General features: G+C 63.4%; 21 protein-coding genes. 15 read left to right on the top strand and 6 right to left on the bottom strand.

The features are described 5' to 3' along the window. Positions 1-72: 72 nt before the first annotated feature. From B0T39_RS07330 to B0T39_RS07305, 6 genes are read right to left on the bottom strand one after another with little or no spacing between them, the layout of a single operon-like run. Positions 73-1,503: an efflux transporter outer membrane subunit gene (locus tag B0T39_RS07330; protein WP_081545480.1), complete on the bottom strand. Its 1,431-nt coding sequence runs from the start codon at positions 1,501-1,503 to the stop codon at positions 73-75. Continuing rightward, positions 1,500-2,600 carry an ABC transporter permease gene (locus B0T39_RS07325; RefSeq protein ID WP_081545479.1) on the bottom strand — a complete coding sequence of 367 codons (1,101 nt, stop codon included), beginning with the start codon at positions 2,598-2,600 and terminating at the stop codon, positions 1,500-1,502. The genes B0T39_RS07330 and B0T39_RS07325 overlap by 4 nt, the downstream gene beginning before the upstream one ends. An 11-nt stretch (positions 2,601-2,611) precedes the next feature. Beyond that, positions 2,612-3,745, bottom strand: coding sequence for an ABC transporter permease (locus B0T39_RS07320; RefSeq protein WP_081545478.1), 1,134 nt, complete (start codon positions 3,743-3,745; stop codon positions 2,612-2,614). Next, positions 3,742-5,481 carry an ATP-binding cassette domain-containing protein gene (locus B0T39_RS07315; protein WP_081545477.1) on the bottom strand — a complete coding sequence of 580 codons (1,740 nt, stop codon included), beginning with the start codon at positions 5,479-5,481 and terminating at the stop codon, positions 3,742-3,744. Before B0T39_RS07315 ends, B0T39_RS07320 begins: the two co-directional genes overlap by 4 nt. 1 nt (position 5,482) lies before the next feature. Then, positions 5,483-6,466, bottom strand: a complete 984-nt coding sequence (hlyD, locus tag B0T39_RS07310; RefSeq protein WP_081545476.1) for a secretion protein HlyD — start codon at positions 6,464-6,466, stop codon at positions 5,483-5,485. Continuing rightward, on the bottom strand, positions 6,463-7,098 hold the full coding sequence (locus B0T39_RS07305) for a TetR/AcrR family transcriptional regulator (protein ID WP_176219507.1): 636 nt from the start codon (positions 7,096-7,098) through the stop codon (positions 6,463-6,465). The genes hlyD and B0T39_RS07305 overlap by 4 nt, the downstream gene beginning before the upstream one ends. Positions 7,099-7,393: 295 nt before the next feature. Between B0T39_RS07305 and B0T39_RS07300 the strand changes: the two genes are divergently transcribed. From B0T39_RS07300 to B0T39_RS07230, 15 genes are all read left to right on the top strand, one after another. Further along, positions 7,394-8,125 (top strand): S-methyl-5'-thioinosine phosphorylase, encoded by a 732-nt coding sequence (locus B0T39_RS07300; RefSeq protein ID WP_081545474.1) that lies wholly within the window; start codon positions 7,394-7,396, stop codon positions 8,123-8,125. Between the two features lie 124 nt (positions 8,126-8,249). After that, the gene (rfbF, locus tag B0T39_RS07295) at positions 8,250-9,020 is read left to right on the top strand and encodes a glucose-1-phosphate cytidylyltransferase (RefSeq protein ID WP_081545473.1); all 771 of its coding nucleotides are present in this window, start codon (positions 8,250-8,252) and stop codon (positions 9,018-9,020) included. Further along, positions 9,002-10,093: a CDP-glucose 4,6-dehydratase gene (gene rfbG / locus B0T39_RS07290; protein WP_176219506.1), complete on the top strand. Its 1,092-nt coding sequence runs from the start codon at positions 9,002-9,004 to the stop codon at positions 10,091-10,093. Before rfbF ends, rfbG begins: the two co-directional genes overlap by 19 nt. After that, a complete protein-coding gene (locus tag B0T39_RS07285; protein WP_081545472.1) occupies positions 10,093-10,644 on the top strand; it encodes a dTDP-4-dehydrorhamnose 3,5-epimerase family protein in 552 nt (183 codons plus the stop codon). Before rfbG ends, B0T39_RS07285 begins: the two co-directional genes overlap by 1 nt. Then, positions 10,641-11,864, top strand: a complete 1,224-nt coding sequence (locus tag B0T39_RS07280) for a class I SAM-dependent methyltransferase (RefSeq protein WP_081545471.1) — start codon at positions 10,641-10,643, stop codon at positions 11,862-11,864. Before B0T39_RS07285 ends, B0T39_RS07280 begins: the two co-directional genes overlap by 4 nt. Next, the gene (locus B0T39_RS07275) at positions 11,861-12,973 is read left to right on the top strand and encodes a DegT/DnrJ/EryC1/StrS family aminotransferase (protein WP_081545470.1); all 1,113 of its coding nucleotides are present in this window, start codon (positions 11,861-11,863) and stop codon (positions 12,971-12,973) included. The genes B0T39_RS07280 and B0T39_RS07275 overlap by 4 nt, the downstream gene beginning before the upstream one ends. A 19-nt stretch (positions 12,974-12,992) precedes the next feature. Further along, entirely contained in the window at positions 12,993-14,441 is a 1,449-nt protein-coding gene (locus B0T39_RS07270) for an AMP-binding protein (protein ID WP_176219505.1), read from the top strand. Then, entirely contained in the window at positions 14,438-15,532 is a 1,095-nt protein-coding gene (locus tag B0T39_RS07265; protein WP_081545468.1) for a LuxE/PaaK family acyltransferase, read from the top strand. Before B0T39_RS07270 ends, B0T39_RS07265 begins: the two co-directional genes overlap by 4 nt. Then, the gene (locus B0T39_RS07260) at positions 15,525-16,724 is read left to right on the top strand and encodes an acyl-CoA reductase (RefSeq protein WP_176219504.1); all 1,200 of its coding nucleotides are present in this window, start codon (positions 15,525-15,527) and stop codon (positions 16,722-16,724) included. The genes B0T39_RS07265 and B0T39_RS07260 overlap by 8 nt, the downstream gene beginning before the upstream one ends. Before the next feature lie 32 nt (positions 16,725-16,756). After that, positions 16,757-17,005 carry an acyl carrier protein gene (locus tag B0T39_RS07255; protein ID WP_081545466.1) on the top strand — a complete coding sequence of 83 codons (249 nt, stop codon included), beginning with the start codon at positions 16,757-16,759 and terminating at the stop codon, positions 17,003-17,005. After that, the gene (gene fabZ / locus B0T39_RS07250) at positions 17,002-17,490 is read left to right on the top strand and encodes a 3-hydroxyacyl-ACP dehydratase FabZ (protein WP_081545465.1); all 489 of its coding nucleotides are present in this window, start codon (positions 17,002-17,004) and stop codon (positions 17,488-17,490) included. The genes B0T39_RS07255 and fabZ overlap by 4 nt, the downstream gene beginning before the upstream one ends. Continuing rightward, complete coding sequence (locus tag B0T39_RS07245; protein ID WP_368651273.1) at positions 17,487-19,277, top strand: thiamine pyrophosphate-binding protein; 1,791 nt, start codon at positions 17,487-17,489, stop codon at positions 19,275-19,277. Before fabZ ends, B0T39_RS07245 begins: the two co-directional genes overlap by 4 nt. 14 nt (positions 19,278-19,291) lie before the next feature. Then, positions 19,292-20,344 (top strand): N-acetylneuraminate synthase family protein, encoded by a 1,053-nt coding sequence (locus B0T39_RS07240; RefSeq protein ID WP_081545463.1) that lies wholly within the window; start codon positions 19,292-19,294, stop codon positions 20,342-20,344. Positions 20,345-20,365: 21 nt separating this feature from the next. Further along, the gene (locus tag B0T39_RS07235) at positions 20,366-21,010 is read left to right on the top strand and encodes a GNAT family N-acetyltransferase (RefSeq protein ID WP_176219503.1); all 645 of its coding nucleotides are present in this window, start codon (positions 20,366-20,368) and stop codon (positions 21,008-21,010) included. Positions 21,011-21,077: 67 nt separating this feature from the next. After that, entirely contained in the window at positions 21,078-21,857 is a 780-nt protein-coding gene (locus B0T39_RS07230) for a cephalosporin hydroxylase family protein (RefSeq protein ID WP_081545461.1), read from the top strand.

The raw sequence follows: 21,857 nt of genomic DNA, 5'->3' as shown, positions 1-21,857 counted from the left end.
TTGCGATAGGGGATTGAGACGATTGGAACACCGTAAACTTAAGCGCAGCTTAAATGTGGCGCGGGAGCCGGCTTAAGGTGGCGGCGCGCTGGATGGCGGAGTGCTGAGCGGCATGTCGCCACCCAGCGCTTTGTAGAGCGCGATCAGGTCGGCGGACAGCGCTTGCCGCGCTGCCAGCCGCTGTTCGCGCAGCGTGGAGAGTTGCAATTGTGCTTCCAGCACGTGGCTTTGCGCGGCCTCGCCGACGGCGACGCGCTGTCGGGCGAAGCCGAGCTGGCGTTGCAACGCGGTTTCGCCCTCGGCCAGCCGGGCGTCTTGGACGCGGCCGGCCTGGCTGCGCAGGAGCGCGGTTTCCACATCGGCCAGCGCTTGGAGCACCGCTTTGCGGTATTGCGCCAGCGCGGCGTCGTAGCCGGCTTCGCGCGCCCGGACTTGGGCTTGCAGCCGGCCGCCGGCGAATAGAGGCAAGCTCAGTTGCGGGCCCAGGCTCCAGTAGCGGCTGGCCTGGGCGGCGAAGTCGCCGGGACGGACGCTGTCCCAGCCGCCGCTGGCCAGCAGACTGAAACGCGGGTATTGCTCGGCCGCGGCCACGCCGATGTCGGCGCTGGCGGCGGCCAGTTGCCGTTCCGCGGCGCGCAGGTCCGGCCGGCGCAGCAGCAGTTCCGAAGGCAGGGCGGCGGCGGGCGCGGCGGGCAGCCGTGGATTCGGCACGGCGGCGTCCAGGAGCGCGCGTAGTTGTTCCGTCGGCAGCGAGGTCAGCGGGCCCAGCGCGGCGAGCGTGGCCTGGCGGGCGGCGAGCAGCGGTTGCAGCTGGGCGTCGGCGCGCAGCCGTTCGGCCTCGGCCTGGTCCACTTCGCCGGCGCCGGCCAGGCCGGCCTGAAATTGCAGCTGGTTCAGCCGCGCCAGTTCCGCGCGCCAGCGGGCCTGGGCGGCGGCGTTGTCGGCGCGCAAGCCCCAGTAGCGGTAGTCCAGCGCCAGCCGCGCGGTTTCGGCGGCCACGCGCAAGGCGGCGTCGGCGGCTTGCTCGCGGCTGGCGTCCAGCCGGGCGCGGCCGGCTTCCACGCCGCGGGCGGTGTGGCCGAACAGATCGATTTCCCAACTGGCGTCGAAGCCGGCGCGGTAGTCGGTGAATAGAGTCTGTGGATTGGCGAAGGGGATGTTGGCCAGCGCTTCGCCGCGGCGGCTTAGTTGGTCGCGGCTGACGCGGCCGCCGGCGTTGAGTTGCGGCCATTGCGCGCCGGTGTTGATCTCCAGCGCGGCGCGCGCCTGGCGGATGTTGGCGTCGGCGCTGGCCAGGTCCGGGCTGCGGCGCAGCGCGGCGCCAACCAGCCGATTCAGCGCCGGGTCCTGGAAGGCCTGCCACCAGCCGGCGGCTTCCGGCTCGGTTTCCGCGCTGGCGGCGGGCAGCAGTTGCGCCGGCGTCGGCGGCCGGTAGTCGGGGCCGACGGCGCAGCCGGCGAGCAGGGCTAGCAAGACGCAGATGGCGAGGCGAGATGGATTCATTGTCCGCTCCGGTGACGGAAGATCAGGTAGGCCAGGCCAAGGGTGGCGGCGGCGATCAGCAGCAGCGGCCACAAGTGCGGCCAGGCCTCGGCCGCGCCGTAGCCTTTGAGAAACAGGCCCTTGATCACGATGATGAAATGGCTGAGCGGGTCCGCGGCGCTGAGCGCGCGCAGCGGCCAGGGCATGTTTTCCACCGGGGCCATATAGCCGGAGAGGATGACCGCCGGGGCCATGAAGCCGAACACGCCGAGAAAGGCCTGCTGCTGGTTGGCGCACACCGAGGAAATCAGCAAGCCGCAGCCGGACAGAGCCAGACCGTAACACAGCATGGAGAGGTAGAGCAGGGTGATGCCGCCGCCGAAGGGCACGTGGTAGAGCCACACCGCGGCGGCGGAGATGACGCTGCCTTGCAGCGCGGCCACCAGCATGCCGGGCACGGCCTTGCCGGCCATGATGTAGCCGGGGGTTAACGGGGTGACCAGCAATTGGTCGAACGTGCCTTCCTCGCGTTCGCGCGCCAATGACAGCGCGGTGACCATCAGACAGCCGATAGTGGTGATGATGGCCACCAGGCTGGGCAGCACGAACCAGCGGTATTCCAGGTTGGGGTTGTATAGATGGCGGACCAGCAACTGGGCCGGCGGCGGCGCGGGGCTGAGTTCGCGCGCGTATTGGGCGACGATTTGCTGGGCGTAGCCGAAGGCGATCTGCGCGCTGTTGGAGCGGCGGCCGTCGATGACGGCCTGCAGCCGCGGCGTTTCGCCCTGGGCCAGCCGGCGCGAGAAATCCGGCGGAATGCGGATGGCCAGCAGCGCTTGCTGACGGTCGATGACCTCGCGCAGCCGGGCTTCGCTATGGATGTTGAGCAGATGCGGAAAGGCCTGGGCCGCGGCCAGGCGCTGGGACAGTTCGACGGACGCCGCGCCGCCGTCCTGGTTGTAGATGGCCAGCGTGCTGTTCTTGACTTCCAGCGTGGCGGCGAAGGGAAACAGCAGCAGTTGCAGCAGCACCGGCATGATGAGCAGCCGGCGGCTTTGCGGGCTGGACAGCAGGGCCCGCAGTTCTTTATGGATCAGGGTCAGCAGCGCGCGCCACATGAGAGCCCTTTCTAACCGTCCAGCCGACGGCGGAATTTAAGCGCGGTCAGCCCCAGCCAGAAGCCCGCGGACAGCAGCAGCCAGCCGGTGTTGAGCAGCAGCACCGGCCAGATGTCGCCGGCCTGGAACAGGGTTTGCAGCGCGCTGACGAAGTAGCGCGCCGGCACCAGATAGGTGGCGGCTTGCACCGGCGGCGGCATGCTGTTGATCTCGAACACGAAGCCGGACAGCATGGTGGCCGGCAGGAAGGCGGCGGTGAGTGCGCCCTGGGCGGCGACGAACTGGTTGCGGGTGACGGTGGAGAGCAGCAGGCCCAGGCCGAGCGCGCTGCCGAGGAAGAGGCTGCTGACGACGAACAGCAGCCACCAGGAGCCGCGCAGCGGCACCCCCATCAGCAAGGTGGCCGCCAACACGCAGACCAGCATCGCGGCCATGCCCAGCAGGTAGTAGGGCAGAATTTTGGACAAGAGCAGTTCGGCGCGGGTCACCGGGGTGGACAGCAGCGCCTCCATGGTGCCGCGCTCCCATTCTCGCGCCACCACCAGCGAGGTCAGCAGCGCACCGATGATGGTCATGATCACCGAGATCGAGCCGGGCACCAGGTAGTTGCGGCTGACGGTGTCGGGGTTGAACCAGTAGCGCGGCTCCAGTTGCAGCTGGGCCGGCGGCGGCTGGCCGCGGTCCTGCGCGCGCTGGGTCAGCCAGACTTGCCAGGCCCCTTGCAGATAGCTGGCCAGGAAGTTGGCGGTATTGGGCTCGGCGCCGTCGGTCAGCAGCTGCGCCGCGGCCGCGCCGCGCCCCTGCGCGGTCTTGGCGGAAAAATCGGCGGGAATCACCACCATGCCGCGCACTTCGCCGGCGGCCAGCCGCGCGCGCATGTCGGCGCGGTCATGGCCGGGGCGGACCTCCAGATAGGGCGAGCCGGCCAGCGCGGCGGCGAAGCGGTGGGCCTCGGCGCCGCTGTCCTCCAGCACCACGCCGATGCGCACCTTGTTGGCGTCCAGATTGATGCCGTAGCCGAAGATGAACAGCAGCAGCACCGGCAGCACGAAGGCGATCAAAATGCTGCTGGGGTCGCGCACGATCTGCATGGCCTCCTTGCGGCACAGCGCCAGCAGGCGGGCGGGCTTGACGGCGGCGCTCATATTCCTGCTCCGGCGCGGTCGTTGGCCGCCACCAGGCGGATGAAGGCTTCCTCCATCGCGATCTCCTCTTCCGGGCCGGCGGCCTGGCGCTTGAGTTGGTCCGGTGTGCCTCTGGCGATCAGCCGGCCGCGGTAGACCAGGCCGATGCGGTCGCAGTATTCGGCTTCGTCCATGAAGTGGGTGGTGACCATCACGGTGACGCCCTTGTCCACCAGGCCGTTGATGTGGGTCCAGAATTCGCGGCGGGTGATGGGGTCGACGCCGGAGGTGGGCTCGTCGAGAAACAGCAGCGGCGGGCGGTGCATCAGCGCGCAGGCCAGCGCCAGCCGCTGTTTGAAGCCCAGGGGCAGCGAGCCGGCGAGCATGTCCAGATAGGGCGCGAGCGCGAACACGCGAACCATTTCGTCGATGGTGTCGCGCCGCGCCTGGCCGCTCAAGCCGTAGATGCCGGAGAAGAAGTCCAGATTGTGGGCGACGCTGAGGTTGCCGTAGAGCGCGAATTTCTGCGCCATATAGCCCAGCTGCCGGCGCGCGCGGCTGGCGCTGCGCTTCAGGTCTATGCCCATCACGCTGGCCTCGCCGGCGCTGGGGCGCAGCAGGCCGCACAGCATTTTGAAGGTGGTGGATTTGCCGGCGCCGTTGGGGCCGAGCAGGCCGTAGATCTCGCCGCGCCGCACCTGGAAGTCGATATTGTCGGCGGCGACGAAGTCGCCGAAGCGGCGGGTGAGCTGTTTGGCGCGGATCACCGCGTCAGGGTCCACGCCGGCCGGCAGCTGCGCCGGCGGCATCCGTTCCGCCAGCGCCGAATCACCGCCGGGGCCGCCGCCCAGCAGTTCGATGAAGGCGTCCTCCAGCCGCGGCGGAACAACGGCGAAATGGGCGTCCGGTCCGGCTTGCAGCGCCGCCAGCTCAGGCGGCTGGCCGGCCTGGCGCAGCACCAGCCGCAGCGCCTGGCCCTGGATCACGCCGTCCAGCACTTGCGGCTGGCGCAAGGCGCGCCGCAGCGTCTGGCGGCGGTTGCCGGCGATGCCGCGCAATTGCACGCTGCGGCCTTCCATGCGGCGGACCAGCTCGCCGGGCGCGCCAGCGTAAGCCAGCTGTCCGGCGTTCATCAGCAGCACTTGGTCGCAGCGCTCGGCTTCGTCCAGATAGGAGGTGCTCCACAGCACGGTCATGCCGTCCGCGGCCAGCTCGCCCACCATCTTCCACAATTCGCGGCGGGAAATCGGATCGACGCCGACGCTGGGCTCGTCCAGCAGCAAGACCCGCGGCTCGCCCAGCAACGCGCAGGCCAGGCCCAGCTTCTGCTTCATGCCGCCGGACAGCTTGCCGGCCGGCCGCGCGGTGAAGCGGGCGAGGTCGGTGAAGGCCAGCAGGCGCTCGAAGCTGTGTCGGCGGCGTTCGCCGACGACGCCGCGCAGATCGGCGTACAGCTCCAGGTTCTCCTGCACCGTCAGGTCTTCGTACAGACCGAATTGTTGCGGCATATAGCCGATCAGCGCGCGCAGCGCGTCGCCGTCGGCGATCGGGTCCAGGCCCTCGATGCGGATGACGCCGGCGCTGGCTTGCAGCAGGCCGGCCAGCAGCCGCAGCAGCGTGGTCTTGCCGGCGCCGTCCGGCCCGGCCAGGCCGGTGATCGCGCCGCGGCGTATCGTGGCGTCGACGCCGGCCAGCGCCTCGTGCGCGCCGAAGCGCTGGCAGAGGCCGCGGAGGATGATGGCGTCCGGCGCGTCCATCTCAGCCGCCGTCCGCCAGCGTTACCGTCACCGGCATGCCCTGGCGCAAGGCGGCGTCCGGGTTTTGCACCACCACGCGCAGCCGGTAGACCAGCGCGGTGCGCAGATCCTGGGTTTCCACGTTCTTGGGGGTGAATTCGGCGCTGGGGGAGACGAAGCCGACCACGCCGTCGTAAGGCTGGGCGCGGCCGTCGCTGCGGACCTTGACCTTGGTTCCGGGCGCCATCTTGCCCAGATCGGGCTCGGCGACGTAGGCGCGCACCCATACCGGCCGGGTCAGCGACAAGGTGAACACCGCGCCGCCGGCGGGCAGCATGCCGCCGGGTTCGACCGCGCGGGTGAGGATGACGCCGTCGGCCGGGGCCAGCAAGCGGGTGTCGGCCAGTTGCAGCTTGGCCTGGGCCAGTTGCGCCGCCGCGCGTTCGGCATTGGCTTCGGCCTCGGCGATTTCCTCCTTGCGGTAGCCGCGCTTGAGCGCCTGCCACTGCTGGCGCGCCGCCTCGGCCTGCGCGGCGGCCTGGTCGCGCTGCGCGCGGGCGTCGTCCAGCGCGCGTTGGGCGGAGGCGCCGGTGTCGGCCAGCTGGCGCTGGCGCTGGTAAGTCTGCTCGGCGTTGAGCTGCGCGGCGCGGCGCGCGTCCAGATTGGCCTGCGCCTGCTCGATATCCTCGCGGCGCGGGCCGGCGCGGTACAGCGCCTGCCGCGCCTGGGCGGCGGCCAGGCCGGCGTCGGCGTCGCGCAAGGCGTTGCGGTAGGGGGCCGCGTCCAGCTCGCCCAGCACGTCGCCGGCGCGCACGGCGGCGCCTTCGTCCACGTTCAGGCTCCGCAAACGGCCGGCCACCCGGAAAGACAGGCTGACTTCGCGAATGTCGACGTTGCCGGACAGGCTAAGGCGTTCTTGGGCGAGCTGACGTTGCCGCCAGGCGTAGCCGCCGCCGGCGAGCAGGGCGACGACGACGAGGCCGATGAGCAGGGGCTGGTGCTTCATGCTTGTGGCTCCATGGGGCGCAAACCGCGCAAGGCCCATTGCAGCCGTTGCTCGGTGTGGCGCGGATCGATGGCGTAGGTATCGAAAGCCTGTTGAATCAGGCCGGGCAGCAGTGGTTTGCCCGCGATGATGTGTTGCGCCAGCGCCGGCAGACCCAGCGCCGACATCAGGAATAGCGCCTGGTGCAGCGGATCGCCGCGCTCCAGCTCGCCAGCCTGTTGCGCGTCGGCAATGCTTTGTAGCAGCAGCTTGGGATGGCGCGGCGCCAGCGTGGACAGGAAGCCCTGCGCGGCGGTTTCGCCGGAGGCGGCGTCCAGCAGCATGTGGGCGATCAGCCCGCCGTGTTCGGCGACGAAGGCCAGCAACTGGCGCAGCATGGTCTGCAGCCGCGGCAAGGCCGCCGGTTGTTGCTGCCACTGCGATTGCATTTGCCGGAACAGCGGCGCGTACCAGCTTTCCAGCAGCTCGGTCAGGTAGCGATCGCGGCTGCCGAAGTGATAGACGAAGCTGCCAGGGTTAACTCCGGCGCGCTGGCACAGACCGCGTACGGTGAGCGCGCGCAGGCCGGCTTCTTTGGCCATTGTCAGTCCGCAGTCCAGCAGTTGCTGTCGAGTGGCGTTGGTCGATTTCATGTTTTTATTTTTATACGAATGTATAAGCATATGCAAGCCGAATTTGTACGGTTGTATAAATTTTGAAAAATCCGGAGGGAAACGCCAAGTGCTTGTTTTTCAAAGCGGTGGTTGCCGGCGCTGTCGCCGCGGGCAAATTCACCGCACGGCGGCATGTGCCGGCGGAAAATAATCGGCCATAATTGGAGCGTCGGCGCTCCGCCGCAAGCAAGAATCCCGCAGCCGCGCCGGGCGCATTCAGCTCAGGCCGCGGCGAAAACAGCGATCCGTCGCACCATTACAAAGGGGACACATCATGTTGGCCATCATCGGCGGCAGCGGCCTGGCCCAGCTGCCCGTACTGGAAGTCACCCATCGTCAAGTCGTGCGCACCCCGTACGGCGACGCCTCCTGCGCCCTGACCTTCGGCCTGCTGAACGGGCAGAACGTGGTATTCATCGCCCGCCACGGCTACGGCCATTCACTGGCGCCGCATGAAATCAATTACCGCGCCAATATCTGGGCGCTGCACGATCAGGGCGTGAAGGGCGTGATCGCCATCGGCACAGTGGGCGGCATCCGTCCCGACATGCCGCCGGGCCGCCTGGTGGTGCCGGACAACATTATCGACTACACCTGGGGCCGCAAGCATACCTTTTTTGAAGGCTTGGACCGTCCAGTGGTGCACGCCGAATTCTCCTCGCCTTATGACGAGGCGTTGCGAGAGCGCCTGATTCGCGCGATGGCGGACAGCGGCCACAGCGGGGTGGTGGGCGGCGTTTACGCCTGCACCCAGGGGCCGCGTTTGGAAAGCGCCGCGGAAATATTGAAGTTGGAACGGGATGGCGCCGATATAGTCGGCATGACCGGTATGCCGGAAGCGGCATTGGCGCGGGAGATGAATCTGCCTTACGCGCATCTGTGCCTGGTCAGCAACTGGGCAGCCGGCAAGGGCGGCGCGGCGACGGTGGAGTTTAATCCGGAAACCGGAGCGCGTGGCGCCGAGGGCGTGATGGCGGCGCTGTCCGCGTTTTGTTGTTTGAAGTAAGCCAAGCTGCAGAGGCTGTCGAGAAATATTTGTGCTTGGAGCAGGATTGGAGGTCTTGTTGCTGGGGAGCGCCGCATTGCAAAGCGCGGGTTCCATTTTGCGAAAATAATAAATAGGAGCAAATGTGAAAGCGGTGATACTTGCAGGCGGGCTTGGCACTCGAATATCCGAAGAATCCTATTTGAAGCCTAAGCCGATGATTGAAATCGGCGGCAAGCCTATTTTATGGCACATCATGAAAACTTATTCACATTATGACGTGAATGAGTTTGTGATTTGCTGTGGCTACAAGGGCTACATCATCAAGGAGTATTTTGCCAATTACTTCTTGCACATGTCTGATGTGACCATTGATATGTCCAATAATGAAATTGAGGTGCATCAGCGTTACGTTGAGCCGTGGAGAGTGACTTTGGTCAATACCGGCGAGGATACTTTGACGGGCGGTCGTCTTAAACGAGTTAGAGAGCATTTGAACAATCAGCCATTTTGTTTTACGTATGGCGACGGGGTTGCCGATATCGATATTAGGGCTTTGATTGATTTTCACCGTTCGCACGGCAAGGCGGCCACGGTTACCGCCATTCAGCCGCCTGGCCGTTATGGCGCGCTGAAAATCAAGGGTGAAACGGTGAGCGGGTTTCAAGAAAAGCCGGCCGGCGATGGGGCTTGGATTAACGGCGGTTTTTTCGTGTTGGAATCTCAGATCTTCGATTACATCGAGGATGATCAGACCAGTTGGGAGGCTGAGCCTCTGGTGCGCTTGGCCAAGGAGGGGCAGTTGATGTCCTATCGGCATAAAGGCTTCTGGCAGGCAATGGATACGCTGCGCGACAAGAATCAGCTGGAAAAACTGTGGGCGGACGGCAACCCCCCGTGGAAGGTGTGGTCGTGAGACTGTTTGGCGATCGCTATCGCGGCCGCAGGGTGCTATTGACCGGCCACACCGGTTTCAAGGGCAGCTGGCTGGCTGCCTGGCTGACGCGTTTGGGGGCCGATGTCACCTGTCTGGCTTTGGACCCGGACGGCTCGCCCAATCACTGGGATCTGCTGGCGTGCCCGGTTTGGGATCTGCGAGCGGATATTCGCGACCCCGCAGCCGTGCGCGCCGCATTTGATCAGGCGCAGCCGGAGATGGTTTTTCATCTGGCGGCTCAGGCCTTGGTCAGGCGCTCCTATCGCGACCCGTTGCAGAATTGGTCAAGCAATGTGATGGGAACGGCCCATGTTCTAGAGGCGTGTCGTCAAACTCCTGGCGTGCGTGCCGTAGTGGTGGCGACCACCGATAAGGTCTACGCCAATAACGAGTGGTCTTGGGGATATCGAGAAGTGGATGCGCTTGGGGGCCATGACCCCTATAGCGCGTCCAAGGCCGCTTGCGAGCTGCTGGTGGACAGTTATCGGAAGTCTTTCTGGCAGAACGACGACGTGCCGCTGCTGGCAACGGCTCGCGCCGGCAACGTCATTGGCGGAGGTGATTGGTCTGAGGATCGCTTGATTCCTGATCTGGTGCGCGCCGTGGCGCAAGGAAGGGCTCTGCACATCCGTTCGCCCGGCGCTACCCGCCCATGGCAGCATGTCCTAGAGTGTTTGTCTGGTTACCTGCTGCTTGGTCAGCGTTTGCTTGAGGGCGAGAGAGCCTTGGCCGAGGCCTGGAATTTTGGTCCGCAGGCGGAGGCCAACCGCAGCGTGGCGGATGTATTGGCGAAGCTGCAGCGGTTTTGGCCGCAATTGGCTTGGCAAGCGGCGGCTGGTGAGCAGCCGCATGAGGCTGGCTTGTTGTACCTGGATTGTGCGAAATCCCGTAGTCGCTTGGGCTGGTTTCCAGTATTGAGCCTGGAGCAAGGCCTGGAGATGACGGCAGAGTGGTATCGCCACCACCACGCCTCCGGGCAGATCATCACCTTCGATCAACTTGCGAGCTATATCGAGTCCGCTCGCGCGGCAAACGCGGTTTGGGTGTCCTGATGCGTATTCGACAAACCAGCATAGACGGCGCCGCGCTTGCGGAGACTGCGCCTTATGCCGATCACCGTGGCGCGTTTTCCCGTTTGTTTTGCGAGCAGGAGCTGGCCGGCTTGCTGGGCGGCCGACGCATCGTTCAGATCAATCACTCGCGGACCCAGGCGCTTGGCGCGGTGCGCGGCATGCATTTTCAGCACTCGCCGCATGCTGAGATGAAAATGGTGCGCTGCATTCGCGGCCGGGTGTGGGATGTGTTGGTGGATCTGCGAGCGGGTTCTCCCTCTTTCCTGCATTGGCATGCGGAAGAGCTGAGCCCCGACACGGGACGCATGCTGATCATTCCCGAGGGCTGCGCGCATGGTTTCCAGGTGCTGGAGCCGGACAGCGAGCTGTTGTATCTGCATACGGCGTTCTATCAGCCCGCCGCCGAAGGAGGCTTGCGTTACGATGAGCCGCGGGTGGGCGTCCGCTGGCCGCTGCCGGTCCGCGATCTTTCCACGCGGGACCAAAACCATCCCTTGTTGTCCTCTGATTTCACCGGGTTTGAACCATGAATTGCCGACATTGCGCAGAGCCGTTGCAGCACACCTTTCTCGATCTAGGCTTCGCGCCGCCGTCCAACGCTTATCTGAGCGAGGCGGAGCTGAGCGCGCCGGAAACTTATTTCCCGCTCAAGCTGAAAGTTTGCGGCAATTGCTGGCTGGTTCAGACCGAGGATTACGCGAAGGCGGATCTGCTCTTTTCCAAGGACTACGCGTATTTCTCCTCGACATCCAGCAGCTGGCTGGCTCACGCGGCGCGCTATGTCGACGAGATGCTTGGGCGCTTGGGACTGGGCGCGGACAGCTTTGTCGTCGAGGTTGCCGCCAACGACGGTTATCTGTTGAAGAATGTGCTGGCCGCCGGCATTCCTTGCCTGGGCATTGAGCCGACCGCCAGCACCGCCGCGGTTGCGGAGCGCTTGGGCATTCCGGTGTTGCGCGAGTTCTTTGGAGAGGACTTGGGGCGGCGTCTGGCGCGGGAAGGACGACAAGCGGATTTGATCGTCGGCAATAATGTGTTTGCCCATATCCCGGACATCAACGATTTCAGCCGTGGTCTGAAAGCGGCGCTCAAGCCCGGGGGAACCATCACGCTGGAGTTTCCGCATCTGATGCGTCTGATCGAGCATGTCCAATTCGATACGGTCTACCACGAGCATTTCTCCTATTTGTCGTTGTATACCGTTTCCCGCATTTTGGCCGCCGCCGGCCTGCGCGTGTTCGATGTGGAAGAACTACCGACCCATGGCGGCAGCCTGCGCGTGTTCGCCTGCCACATTGACGACGAGAGAGCCGATGGTACCGCCATCGCCGCCGTGTTGGCCGCGGAGGCCGCGGCCGGGCTGCGTCAGCTGGCGGTCTATGCGGCCTTCCAGCAGCGGGTGGACGAGGTGAAGGATGGCTTGCTGACTTTCCTGCTGGAACAAAAGCGGACCGGTAAGAAAGTGGCCGCCTACGGCGCTGCGGCCAAGGGCAATACTTTGCTCAACTACGCCGGGGTGAAGCCAGATCTGCTGCCTTTCGTCTGCGACGCCGCGCCATCGAAACAGGGCAAATACCTGCCGGGCAGCCATGTGCCTATTTTCGCGCCGGCAAGGATGGAGCAGGAAAAACCCGACATCGTGCTGATCCTGCCCTGGAATATCGCTGCCGAAGTCATGCAACAGCTTCACTATATCCGGGAGTGGGGCGGCCGCTTCGCCACCGCGGCTCCCGCGCTGGAGATTAGATGAAACCGCGTATCCATTACACCAAGCCGTCCATCACCGATCTGGAGGTCGAATACGCGACCGATGCCGCCCGCAACGGCTGGGGCGAGCACTGCTACGACTACATCGTCAAGTTCGAGGCCGCGTTCAAAAACCATCTGGGAGTGGGCTATGCGATTGCGACCTCCAGCTGCACCGGGGCCTTGCATATGGGGATGGCCGCGCTTGGCATCGGTCCCGGCGATGAAGTGATCCTGGCCGACACCAATTGGATTGCAACGGCTTCTCCCATCGTCCATCTCGGCGCCGAGCCGGTGTTCGTCGATATCCTGCCCGACTCCTGGTGCCTCGACCCGGCCCAAGTGGAGGCGGCCATCACGCCGCGGACCAAGGCCATCGTGGCCGTGCATCTGTACGGCAATGTCTGCGATATGGACGCTTTGCTGGCGATAGGGCAACGTCACGGGATTCCCGTCATCGAGGACGCCGCCGAGGCGATCGGCTCCGAGTATCGCGGCAAGCGGGCCGGTTCTATGGGGCGATTCGGCGCATTTTCCTTTCACGGCACCAAAACCTTGACCACCGGCGAAGGCGGGATGTTCGTCACCAATGACGCCGAGCTCTATCAGCGCGTGCTGACCTTCAGCAATCATGGCCGCGCCAGCGGTCAGAGCAAGCAGTTCTGGCCGGACTTGGTGGGCTTCAAATACAAGATGTCGAATATCCAAGCCGCGCTGGGCTGCGCTCAGATGGAGCGCATCGAGGAACTGATCCAGCGCAAGCGTGAGATATTCGACGCTTATCGCCAACGGTTGCAGCCGTTCTCCGGCGTGAGGATGAATCCGGAACCCGAGGGCGTCGTCAATGGCGCCTGGATGCCTACCGCGGTGTTTTCGCCTGAGACCGGGGTTACGCGCGAGGTGCTGCAGGCTGCGTTCGCTGAGGAAAACGCCGATGCGCGGGTGTTCTTTTGGCCTTTGTCGGGCTTGCCGATGTTTGACGCCAAGCCAGAAAACCGCAATGCCTGGGCCTTGCCGGCCTGCGCCATCAATCTGCCCAGCTTTCACGATATGACGCCGGATGACATCGAGCGCATCGCGGGCGTGGTGCGCGATGTGCTGCAAGGCCGCTGAGCGGATGAAGCATTCTGCGATGAGGGCGCTTAGCCTGATGGAAGCCATGACCGGCGCGTTCGCGGAGCATGGCGCGCGTCCGCTGTTCGAGTCGGAGCAAGGCGAGGTCGTCTCATATGGCGAGGTGCTGGCGCTGGCGCCGCCGTCGCTGGGAAGCGAGTTGGCGCGGCGGCTGGTGTTCTGTCTTTGCGACAACGATATAGGCGGTTTGGCCGGTTATTTCCATCTGCTAAGCGTCAACGCGGTGCCTTTGATGCTGGCCGCCAATCTGCCCAGTCAGCAATTGCAGCCCTTGCTGGACGCGTATCGGCCCGCGTTCATCTGGCTGCCTGCCGCGAGGCGCGCGGAGTTTCCAGAGGCGACGGCTCTGTTTGCCTACCGCGATTACTGCTTGATTGCGCAAGAGGAGGCCGACTATCGCGTTCATGACGAGCTGGCCTTGCTGCTGAGCACCTCGGGCAGCACCGGCAGTCCCAAGTTTGTGCGCCTGTCGCAGCGCAATGTGTTGAGCAACGCCATGGCCATCGCCCAGTATTTGGAGCTGGATGCCGACGAAGTGCCGATTACCACTTTGGCGCCCAGTTATACCTACGGACTGTCGATCCTGCACAGCCATGCCTTGGCGGGAAGCAAGATCGCGGTGAGCCGGAAAACGTTTCTCGAGCGTGGTTTTTGGGGCTTCCTGCAAGCCGTTCGCGCGAGCAGTTTCGGCGGCGTTCCCTACCATTACGAGATGCTGAGGAAGTTGCGCTTCACCGGCATGGAGCTGCCCAGCTTGCGCACGCTGACCCAGGCCGGAGGGCGAATGGCGCCGGAGCTCAGCCGCGAGTTCGCATTGCATTGCCAGAGCCGCGGCATGCGGTTTTTCACCATGTATGGTCAGACCGAAGCCACGGCCAGGATGTCTTATTTGTCGGCGGACAAGGCGGCGCTCAAGGCGGGCAGCATAGGCGCGGCGGTGCCGGGCGGCGAGTTCTGGCTGGAGGATGAGCGCGGCGAGCGGCTCGACGGCGCGGAGGCGGAAGGGGAACTGGTGTATCAAGGCCCCAATGTCTCTATGGGCTATGCTTGCGGATTCGGCGATCTTGCCTCGGGCGACGAGCGCCAGGGCGTGCTGAGAACCGGGGACGTCGCGCATCGGGACAGCGACGGCGATTACTACATTGTTGGGCGGTTGAAACGTTTTTTGAAGCTGTTCGGCCATCGAATCAATTTGCAGGAAGTGGAGCAGTATCTGCTTGACGCCGGCCATGTCGCCGCTTGCGCCGGCGTCGACGACAGGCTCGAGGTCTATGTGCCGCAGGGCGACGCGGCCCTGGCCAAGGAGATCAAGATCATGCTGGCGCGCTATCTGACGGTGACGCCGCAGTCGGTCAAGGTGATGACGGGAGGCGATTTGCCGCGCAATGCTTCGGGAAAGATCCTGTATTCGGAATTGACGCCGCAAGCTTGGGGAGCTCAGGCATGAGCGCGCCGGATTTCACGCCATGGCTGGAGTGGGGAGCGTATTCGTTGGATGCGGCGGCCAAATCCGCCGCGCTCTCCGCCGCTTTGCGGGAACTGACGCAATGGCATGCCGGCCAGTGCCCGGAGTATGCGCGAATCCTGGCATTGCAGGGCGCGGAAGACGCGTCGGCCGTTGGGCTGGCGGGGGTTCCATACCTGCCTGTCCGCTTGTTCAAGGAGTTTGATCTGCTCAGCGTGGAGCGCAGCCAGGTGTTCAAGACCATGACTTCGTCGGGCACCTCTGGTCAGCAAGTGTCGCGCATTTATCTGGATAAGGAGACGGCGGCCTGGCAAACCAAGATCCTGACTCGGCTGATGGGAACGGTGCTGGGCAAGAAGAGATTGCCGATGCTGGTGATCGATTCGCCAAGCGTGCTGCGGGACCGGGCGGCGTTTTCCGCGCGGGGAGCCGGCATACTGGGCTTCTCCCTGTTCGGACAGGATGTGACGTACGCGCTGAATGAGAGAATGGAACTGGATCTGGGCCTGGTGCAGGCCTTTCTGGAGCGGCATGCGGGGAAGCCTATCTTCATCTTCGGTTTTACCTTCATGATCTGGCAGCATTTGGTGCTGCCGCTGCGGAAAATGAATCAACGCCTGGCTATCGCCGGCGGCATTGTGCTGCATGGCGGAGGCTGGAAAAAGTTGCAGGATCTGGCCGTGGGCAATGAGGATTTCCGCCGCGCGCTTCAGGAGTGCGCCGGCGTTGAGCAGGTGGTGAATTATTACGGCATGGTCGAGCAGACCGGCTCCATCTTTCTGGAGTGCGAGCAAGGCCATTTGCATGCTTCCATCTATTCCGATGTCTTGGTTCGCCGGCCCGGCGATTTCAGCCTTGCGGACGTGGGAGAGGAGGGCTTGATCGAGGTCTTGTCGCTGGCGCCGCGCAGCTACCCCGGCCATGCGCTGTTGACCGAGGACCTGGGCGCCGTGCTGGGCGAGGACGATTGTCCTTGCGGTCGGCTGGGCAAGTATTTCAAAGTGTCCGGCCGCGTGGCGCGGGCCGAAGCGCGTGGTTGCAGCGATACCTATGCTTATGAAGCGCATGTCTGATATCCCCGTAGAGATTCTGGCCGGCGCTAGCCCGGAGCGGATCGCCTGCCGGCCGTTGCCGCCTTACTCGCCTAGCTCCATCGCGTTTTTGGCGGATCTTTCCAAGGCCTTGTTGTCGCGTCCGGAACTGCGGCGCTATCCCGATATCGCCGCGTTTGCCTTCTGGTGCCGCAAAGCCAACCTGAGGCGGCTGGCCGGCGCCTTTGGCTCGGCTGGGCATAGGCTTGGCCGCGGCCTGGCCTTGCATATCGCGCCATCCAATGTGCCAGTCAATTTTGCTTTCTCGTTCGCCTTCGGATTGCTGGCGGGCAACGCCAATATCGTGCGCGTTCCCGGCGCGGCTCATCCGCAAGTGGCGGTGATCTGCGAGGAGATCGAGCGCCTGTTTGCCCTGCCGGAACACGCGGACATCGCGGCGATGAACGCCTTGATCCGTTACCCGCGCAACGACGAGGTCACGGCGGCGCTGTCCCGCGCCTGCCATGCGCGCGTGCTGTGGGGCGGAGACGGCACCATTGCCCATTTACGGGCGATGCCGACGCAGGCGCGTTGCGTGGATGTCGCTTTTGCCGACCGTTACTCGCTGTGCGTGATGGCGGCGGAGGCGGTGCTAACGGCTTCCGAGCCGCAACTGAGGGGGCTGACCGAAGGGTTTTACAACGATGTGTTTTTCCTGGATCAGAACGCTTGCTCGTCGCCGCATCTGATTTTATGGCTGGGCGGCCAAGAGCAAGCGGAAGCGGCGATGCTTCGTTTCTGGCCGGCGATGCAGCGCTTGCTGGCGAGCAAGGGCGCGACGCCGGCGCTGCACGCTATCGAGAAGTTCACGCATTTGTGCCGCACGGCCATTCATTTGGATGCGGCCGTTTCTTCGAGCCGGCACGCCAACGATATTTATCGCGTGCGTTTGGCGGAACTGCCTGAGGATATCGATATTCATCGCGGGAGCCATGGTTTCTTTTTTGAATATGCCTGCGCCGATCTGAATTGCCTGAAGCGGATAGTGGGCGAGCGTTATCAAACCCTGAGTTGTTTCGGCGTGGACAGGCAGCAATTGATCCAGTTTGTTGTGGCCGAAGGCCTGATTGGCATAGACCGGGTGGTTCCGGTGGGCAAAGCATTGGATATCGGCGTGATTTGGGACGGTTACGACTTGGTCGGCACGCTATCTAGAGTGATCAGCGACCGGTAAACTAAGGTTTTCAACTTTCGACGGATTAAGCGATGAGTCATCTTGAAAAATACGACCAGGCTTTCATGGAAACCTTCATGGTGGAGCAAAAGGATTTGGCTACGCTGAAATATCAAGACATCGCGGCTTGGGACAGTGTGGGGCATATGGCCTTGATGGCGGCGTTGGAAGAGGCGTTCGACATCGAGATGGATATCGACGACATCATCGAGTTTTCCAGCTATGTGGCGGGCCAGGCTATTTTGGCCAAGTACAAGGTCGTCATCGAGCCGGCGGCATGAGCATGGTGAACGGACCGGCGGCCCTCGACATCAAGGACATCATCCAGTGTCAGCGCAACCGCTATCCGGTGCTGTTGATCGACAAGATTGTTGAGTTGCAGCCCGGAGAACGGGCGACCGGCATCAAACGGTTTACTTACAACGAATGGTTCTTCCCCGGCCATTTCGATGATGAGCCCAATGTGCCCGGTTTCGTTCAGATCGAAACCCTGGTTCAGACCTTCATCCTCACCTTCTTGTGCAAGGAGGAATACAAGGGAATGAAGACCAACTTCGTCTCAATCAACAATATCCGGTTCAAACGCAAGATCGTGCCGGGCGACACCCTGCGCATCGAAGCCAGCCTGAAGTCCTTCAAGCGCGGCATCGCCATCGGCTCGGCCGAAAGCTTTGTGGATGACGAGCCGGCGTGCAGCGCCGAATTCGTGGTGGCGGTGCCGGACATCCTTGATCAGTTCAAGCCCAAGGCGCCGAGGGAAGCATGATGATGCGGGTTGCGGACTACATCATGCAGCGACTGGCACAAGCCGGTGTGGAACATGTGTTCCAGGTGACCGGGCGCGGCTCCTTGTTTCTGAACGACGCCTTGGCCAAGCATGCGGCTTTGCGGCCGGTGTCCTTGCATCATGAGCAGTCCTGCGCGTTCGCCGCCTTGGCCTATGCAGAGCAAAGAGGGGGCTTGGGCGCTTGCCTGGTGTCTACCGGCTGCGCATCCACCAATACCTTGACCGGTGTGCTCTGCGCCTGGCAGGACGCGGTGCCGTGCATTTTCATCTCGGGCCAGAATACCCTGCGCGAAACCAGCCGCCATACCGGCGTTCCCTTGCGCACTTACGGGCAGCAAGAAGCCGACATCGTTGCCCTGGTGAGCCCGATAAGCAAGTTCGCGCGCATGATCTCCACTCCAGAGGAAATCGTCCCGGCGATGGAAGAGGCGTTGCGGCAAGCCATGTCCGGCCGTAAAGGCCCGGTCTGGCTGGACATCCCGCTGGATCTGCAAAGCGCGTTGATCGATCCGGAACCGATCGAACGTCCCGCTGCGTATCCGGTGGAAGCGCCGCAGCCGGCGCCGCAAGACGTGGCTGAGGTGCGCGCTCGCCTGCGCGATGCGAAACGACCGGTATTGCTGATTGGCAGCGGCGTGCGCGCCGCGGGCGCGGAGGATTTGCTCAAGACCCTGGTCGAGCGCTGCAATATTCCGCTGACCTATACCAGCGCCGCGCCGGACAGCTATGGCGCGGCCCATGATTTGTCCATAGGCTCGGTTGGGTCCATGGGCTGCTCGCGCGCCGGCAATTTCGCGGTGCAGAACGCTGACTTCGTGCTGGTGTTGGGCTCGCGGCTGTCTTCGCTCACCACCGGTCCTGACTTCTGCAAATTCGCGCGCGGCGCGCATACCGTCGTCGTGGACATTGATCCAGTTGAACACAGCAAGGACGGCGTCCGCATCGACCAATTGGTGCAAGCCGACGTCCATGCCTTCCTCAGCGCGCTGTTGAGCGAGAATACGCCGACGGCTCCGGCGCCATGGGCCGACAAGTGTCGGTATTGGAAAGCGCTGTTCGGCGCGGTAGAACCTGCGTTCGCCTCCGACGCCGCCGTCGATCTTTATCAGTTGGCCGAGTCCCTGGGACGGCTGCTGCCCGCGCCGGCCACGTTGGTGACGGACTCGGGTCTGGCCGAAGTGATTCTGCCGACCAATATGCGCTTTTCCTCCGGAATCAACTGTGTCCATCCGGTTTCCCAAGGCTCGATGGGTTTTGCCTTGCCCGCGGCCATAGGAGCATGGCATGGCCGCGCGCAGTCGGTGGTCGCCGTTATCGGCGACGGTTCCATCATGATGAATCTGCAGGAGCTGGAGAGCATCCGCTACCAGCGCTTGCCGATCAAGGTGGTGGTCATCAACAACAATGTCTACTCCATCATCCGGCGGCGGCAGCGGGATCTGTTCCGCAAGCGGACCATCGGCACGGATCCGGACAACGGCGTCAGTTGTCCCGACTTCGCCCAATTGGCCCAGTGTTTCGGTTTCCACTACCAGAGGATTGAGCGTACATCCGAACTGGATGCCGGTTTGACCGCCATGCTGGCTCAAGACGGGCCAGTGCTGTGCGAAATCATGGGGCGAGTCGACCAGGGCTATATCGAGTTGGGCCATGCCCGCAGCGAGGCGGACCGCCGCTTTGTGCGTCGTCCATTGGAAGACCAACAGCCTTTTCTTGATCGCGAGTTGTTCTTGCGAGAAATGATAGTCGAGCCCATCGACCAGTAAGCCGGAGACCTTGCATGTCAGTGATTACCCTAGGCAATGGACGCCAAGTCGGGGATTACCTAAAGCCCTATGTGGTGGCCGAACTCAATACCAGTCATTTCGGGGATCTGGGCATTGCGCGCGCGATGATAGACGAGGCCAAGGCCGCCGGCTGCGATTGCGTGAAGTTTCAGTCCTGGAGCGCGGAGACGCTTTATTGCGACAGCTATTACCAGGCCAACGCCATCGCCAAGCGCATCGTCAAGAAATTCGCTCTGGACGGCGCCCAGCTCAAGGAGCTGGCCGAGTACGCCGCCGCGCAGGGCATCGATTTCGCTTCTACGCCTTACTCTATCCAGGAGGCTGAATTTCTGCTGTCGGAGTGCAAGGCGCCCTTCATCAAGATCGCCTCGATGGAGCTAAACAATCTGCCCTATCTGGAGCAACTGGGGCGCCTGGGCGCACCGCTGGTGCTATCCACGGGCATGGGCTCGTTCGAGGAAATCCGCGAGGCCGTGCGCGCGATCGAGGCGAGCGGGAACCGCCAGCTGATCATCTTGCACTGCACTTCTATTTACCCGTCTCCTCCGCAGCTGATCCGTCTGCAGAACATCGCCGGCTTGCGCAGCGAGTTTCCCGCCTTCCCCATCGGCTATTCCGATCACAGCCAGGGCATTGAGATACCCGCCGCCGCGGTGGCGCTGGGGGCCTGCCTGATCGAGAAACACTTCACTTTGGATAGCTCGCGCATCGGCATGGACAATCAGATGGCGACGGAGCCCGAAGAGATGCGGGCGATGATACGCGCCTGTCACCGGGTGCAGGAGGCCATGGGCGGCGCGGGGCGCGTGCTGAGCGAAGAAGAGCGGGCGCAAGCATTGAAAATGCGCCGCAGCATCGTCACCCGACGCGCTTTGCCCGCCGGCCATGTATTGACCGAGGCCGATTTAGACGCCAAGCGCCCCGGCGACGGCATTGCGCCATCGCAGTTGGCCGTGGTGCTTGGGCGAACGCTCAAACAGGATTTGGGCGCTGAGACGGTGCTGACGTGGGCGTTGCTGGCGGACCATGAGCCGGCCTCCACTTAAGGTGAAAATGGGACATTGAACGTGACGACGCTTAATGCCATCCAGCCCCGGCTGGACGATGTGATCGCAGGCCGGCAGACGCTGGAGCTCGACATCCTGGACGATGAGGGCCAGGCTTGCGGCGTGTTGCGGCCGCTGACGCGGGCCGACCTCGACGACGACGACATCATCCGCAAGCTCACCGAATGGCGGAATCAGAATATGGCGAATTTTCTCAGCCATTTTGTCACGACGCCTGAGCGAACCCGGCGCTGGATGAGTGAGGTGCTGTTCAAAACGCCAGGGCAGCTGCTGTTCCTGGTATGTGCGGATGGCCAGGTGGTTGGGCATTTCGGCTTCAAGGACCTGAGCCGGGACGAGGTTCTGCTCGACAATGCGATGCGAGGCGAGCGCCTGGGGCATCCTAAACTATTCGTCTACGCCGGAAGGCGGTTGGTCGCCTGGTTATTGCAAGAGGCCGCGGTGCGGCGCGTCCATGCCTATGTAATGACGGAGAACGTGGCCTCGGTGATGATGAACAAGCAGATAGGTTTCACCGGCTGGCTGCGTCATCCCCTGATCAAACGCGTCAAGAACGGAGAAACGCGCTGGGAGATGGGCGCGTCAGACGAATCCAGCCCGGATGAGCGCTATTGTTTCCGGCTTGTGATCGAACAGCCCGAGTGATGATTTCCTCCGACGCCGGGGCTGCTTCGCAGGCCCGCCGCCGGATTCCATGCTAAGGAAGCACCCAATGGACGAGATTCAAAAGTTTGCCCAGGAAGTCGAGCAGAATATTCAAGGCCTGGCGGGAGACCAAGCACTCCAGCAACTGTCGCGCAGCTGGACCCGCGACGTGGCCCGGCATAAGTGGTCCTATAATTTCGCCTGGATGGGACGGCCGGCGATCCAGTTTCCCAACGACGCCTGGGCGATGCAGGAATTGATTTGGCAGGTGAAGCCGGATCTCATCATCGAGGCTGGCATCGCTCATGGCGGTTCGCTGGTGTATTACGCGTCCTTGCTGGCTATGCTGGACATGAGCGAGGCGGTGGAAAACGGGGTGGCGTGCGATCCCAAAAGCACCCGGCGCAAGGTCCTGGGTCTGGACATCGACATCCGCTCGCACAACCGCGCGGCGATTGAGAGCCATCCGATGGCCAACTGGATTCAGATGATAGAGGGTTCCAGCGTGGCGCCAGAGACGGTAGCCAAGGTCAAGGACATTGCCAAAGGGCATCGGCGCATCTTGGTGAGCCTGGATTCCAACCATACTCATGAGCATGTGCTGGCCGAGCTGAAGGCGTATGCGCCCCTGGTGACGGCGGGCAGCTACTGCGTGGTTTTCGACACCATTGTTGATGATATGCCGGCGGAACTATCGACGGATCGACCGTGGGGGCCGGGCAACAATCCCAAAACCGCGGTGCGCGAATACCTGGCCGACCATCCCGAATTCGAGATCGACGCCGATATTCACCATAAATTGCTGATCACCGTTGCGCCGGACGGTTATCTGAAGCGTATCGCCTGA

It is taken from the genome of Chromobacterium haemolyticum (genome assembly GCF_002081825.1).
Lineage (GTDB): Bacteria > Pseudomonadota > Gammaproteobacteria > Burkholderiales > Chromobacteriaceae > Chromobacterium > Chromobacterium fluminis.
Note: the sequence above shows the minus strand (reverse complement) of the source record. Positions and strands in the feature narration are given on the sequence as shown.

Coding starts and splice junctions, on each gene's coding strand:
- B0T39_RS07305 (WP_176219507.1), bottom strand. CDS start 7,098: ATGAAATCGACCAACGCCACTCGACAGCAACTGCTGGACTGCGGACTG.
- B0T39_RS07330 (WP_081545480.1), bottom strand. CDS start 1,503: ATGAATCCATCTCGCCTCGCCATCTGCGTCTTGCTAGCCCTGCTCGCC.
- B0T39_RS07320 (WP_081545478.1), bottom strand. CDS start 3,745: ATGAGCGCCGCCGTCAAGCCCGCCCGCCTGCTGGCGCTGTGCCGCAAG.
- hlyD (WP_081545476.1), bottom strand. CDS start 6,466: ATGAAGCACCAGCCCCTGCTCATCGGCCTCGTCGTCGTCGCCCTGCTC.
- B0T39_RS07270 (WP_176219505.1), top strand. CDS start 12,993: ATGAGGGCGCTTAGCCTGATGGAAGCCATGACCGGCGCGTTCGCGGAG.
- fabZ (WP_081545465.1), top strand. CDS start 17,002: ATGAGCATGGTGAACGGACCGGCGGCCCTCGACATCAAGGACATCATC.
- B0T39_RS07260 (WP_176219504.1), top strand. CDS start 15,525: ATGTCTGATATCCCCGTAGAGATTCTGGCCGGCGCTAGCCCGGAGCGG.
- B0T39_RS07275 (WP_081545470.1), top strand. CDS start 11,861: ATGAAACCGCGTATCCATTACACCAAGCCGTCCATCACCGATCTGGAG.
- B0T39_RS07300 (WP_081545474.1), top strand. CDS start 7,394: ATGTTGGCCATCATCGGCGGCAGCGGCCTGGCCCAGCTGCCCGTACTG.
- B0T39_RS07325 (WP_081545479.1), bottom strand. CDS start 2,600: ATGTGGCGCGCGCTGCTGACCCTGATCCATAAAGAACTGCGGGCCCTG.
- B0T39_RS07265 (WP_081545468.1), top strand. CDS start 14,438: ATGAGCGCGCCGGATTTCACGCCATGGCTGGAGTGGGGAGCGTATTCG.
- B0T39_RS07245 (WP_368651273.1), top strand. CDS start 17,487: ATGATGATGCGGGTTGCGGACTACATCATGCAGCGACTGGCACAAGCC.
- B0T39_RS07240 (WP_081545463.1), top strand. CDS start 19,292: ATGTCAGTGATTACCCTAGGCAATGGACGCCAAGTCGGGGATTACCTA.
- B0T39_RS07230 (WP_081545461.1), top strand. CDS start 21,078: ATGGACGAGATTCAAAAGTTTGCCCAGGAAGTCGAGCAGAATATTCAA.
- B0T39_RS07285 (WP_081545472.1), top strand. CDS start 10,093: ATGCGTATTCGACAAACCAGCATAGACGGCGCCGCGCTTGCGGAGACT.
- B0T39_RS07280 (WP_081545471.1), top strand. CDS start 10,641: ATGAATTGCCGACATTGCGCAGAGCCGTTGCAGCACACCTTTCTCGAT.
- B0T39_RS07315 (WP_081545477.1), bottom strand. CDS start 5,481: ATGGACGCGCCGGACGCCATCATCCTCCGCGGCCTCTGCCAGCGCTTC.
- B0T39_RS07255 (WP_081545466.1), top strand. CDS start 16,757: ATGAGTCATCTTGAAAAATACGACCAGGCTTTCATGGAAACCTTCATG.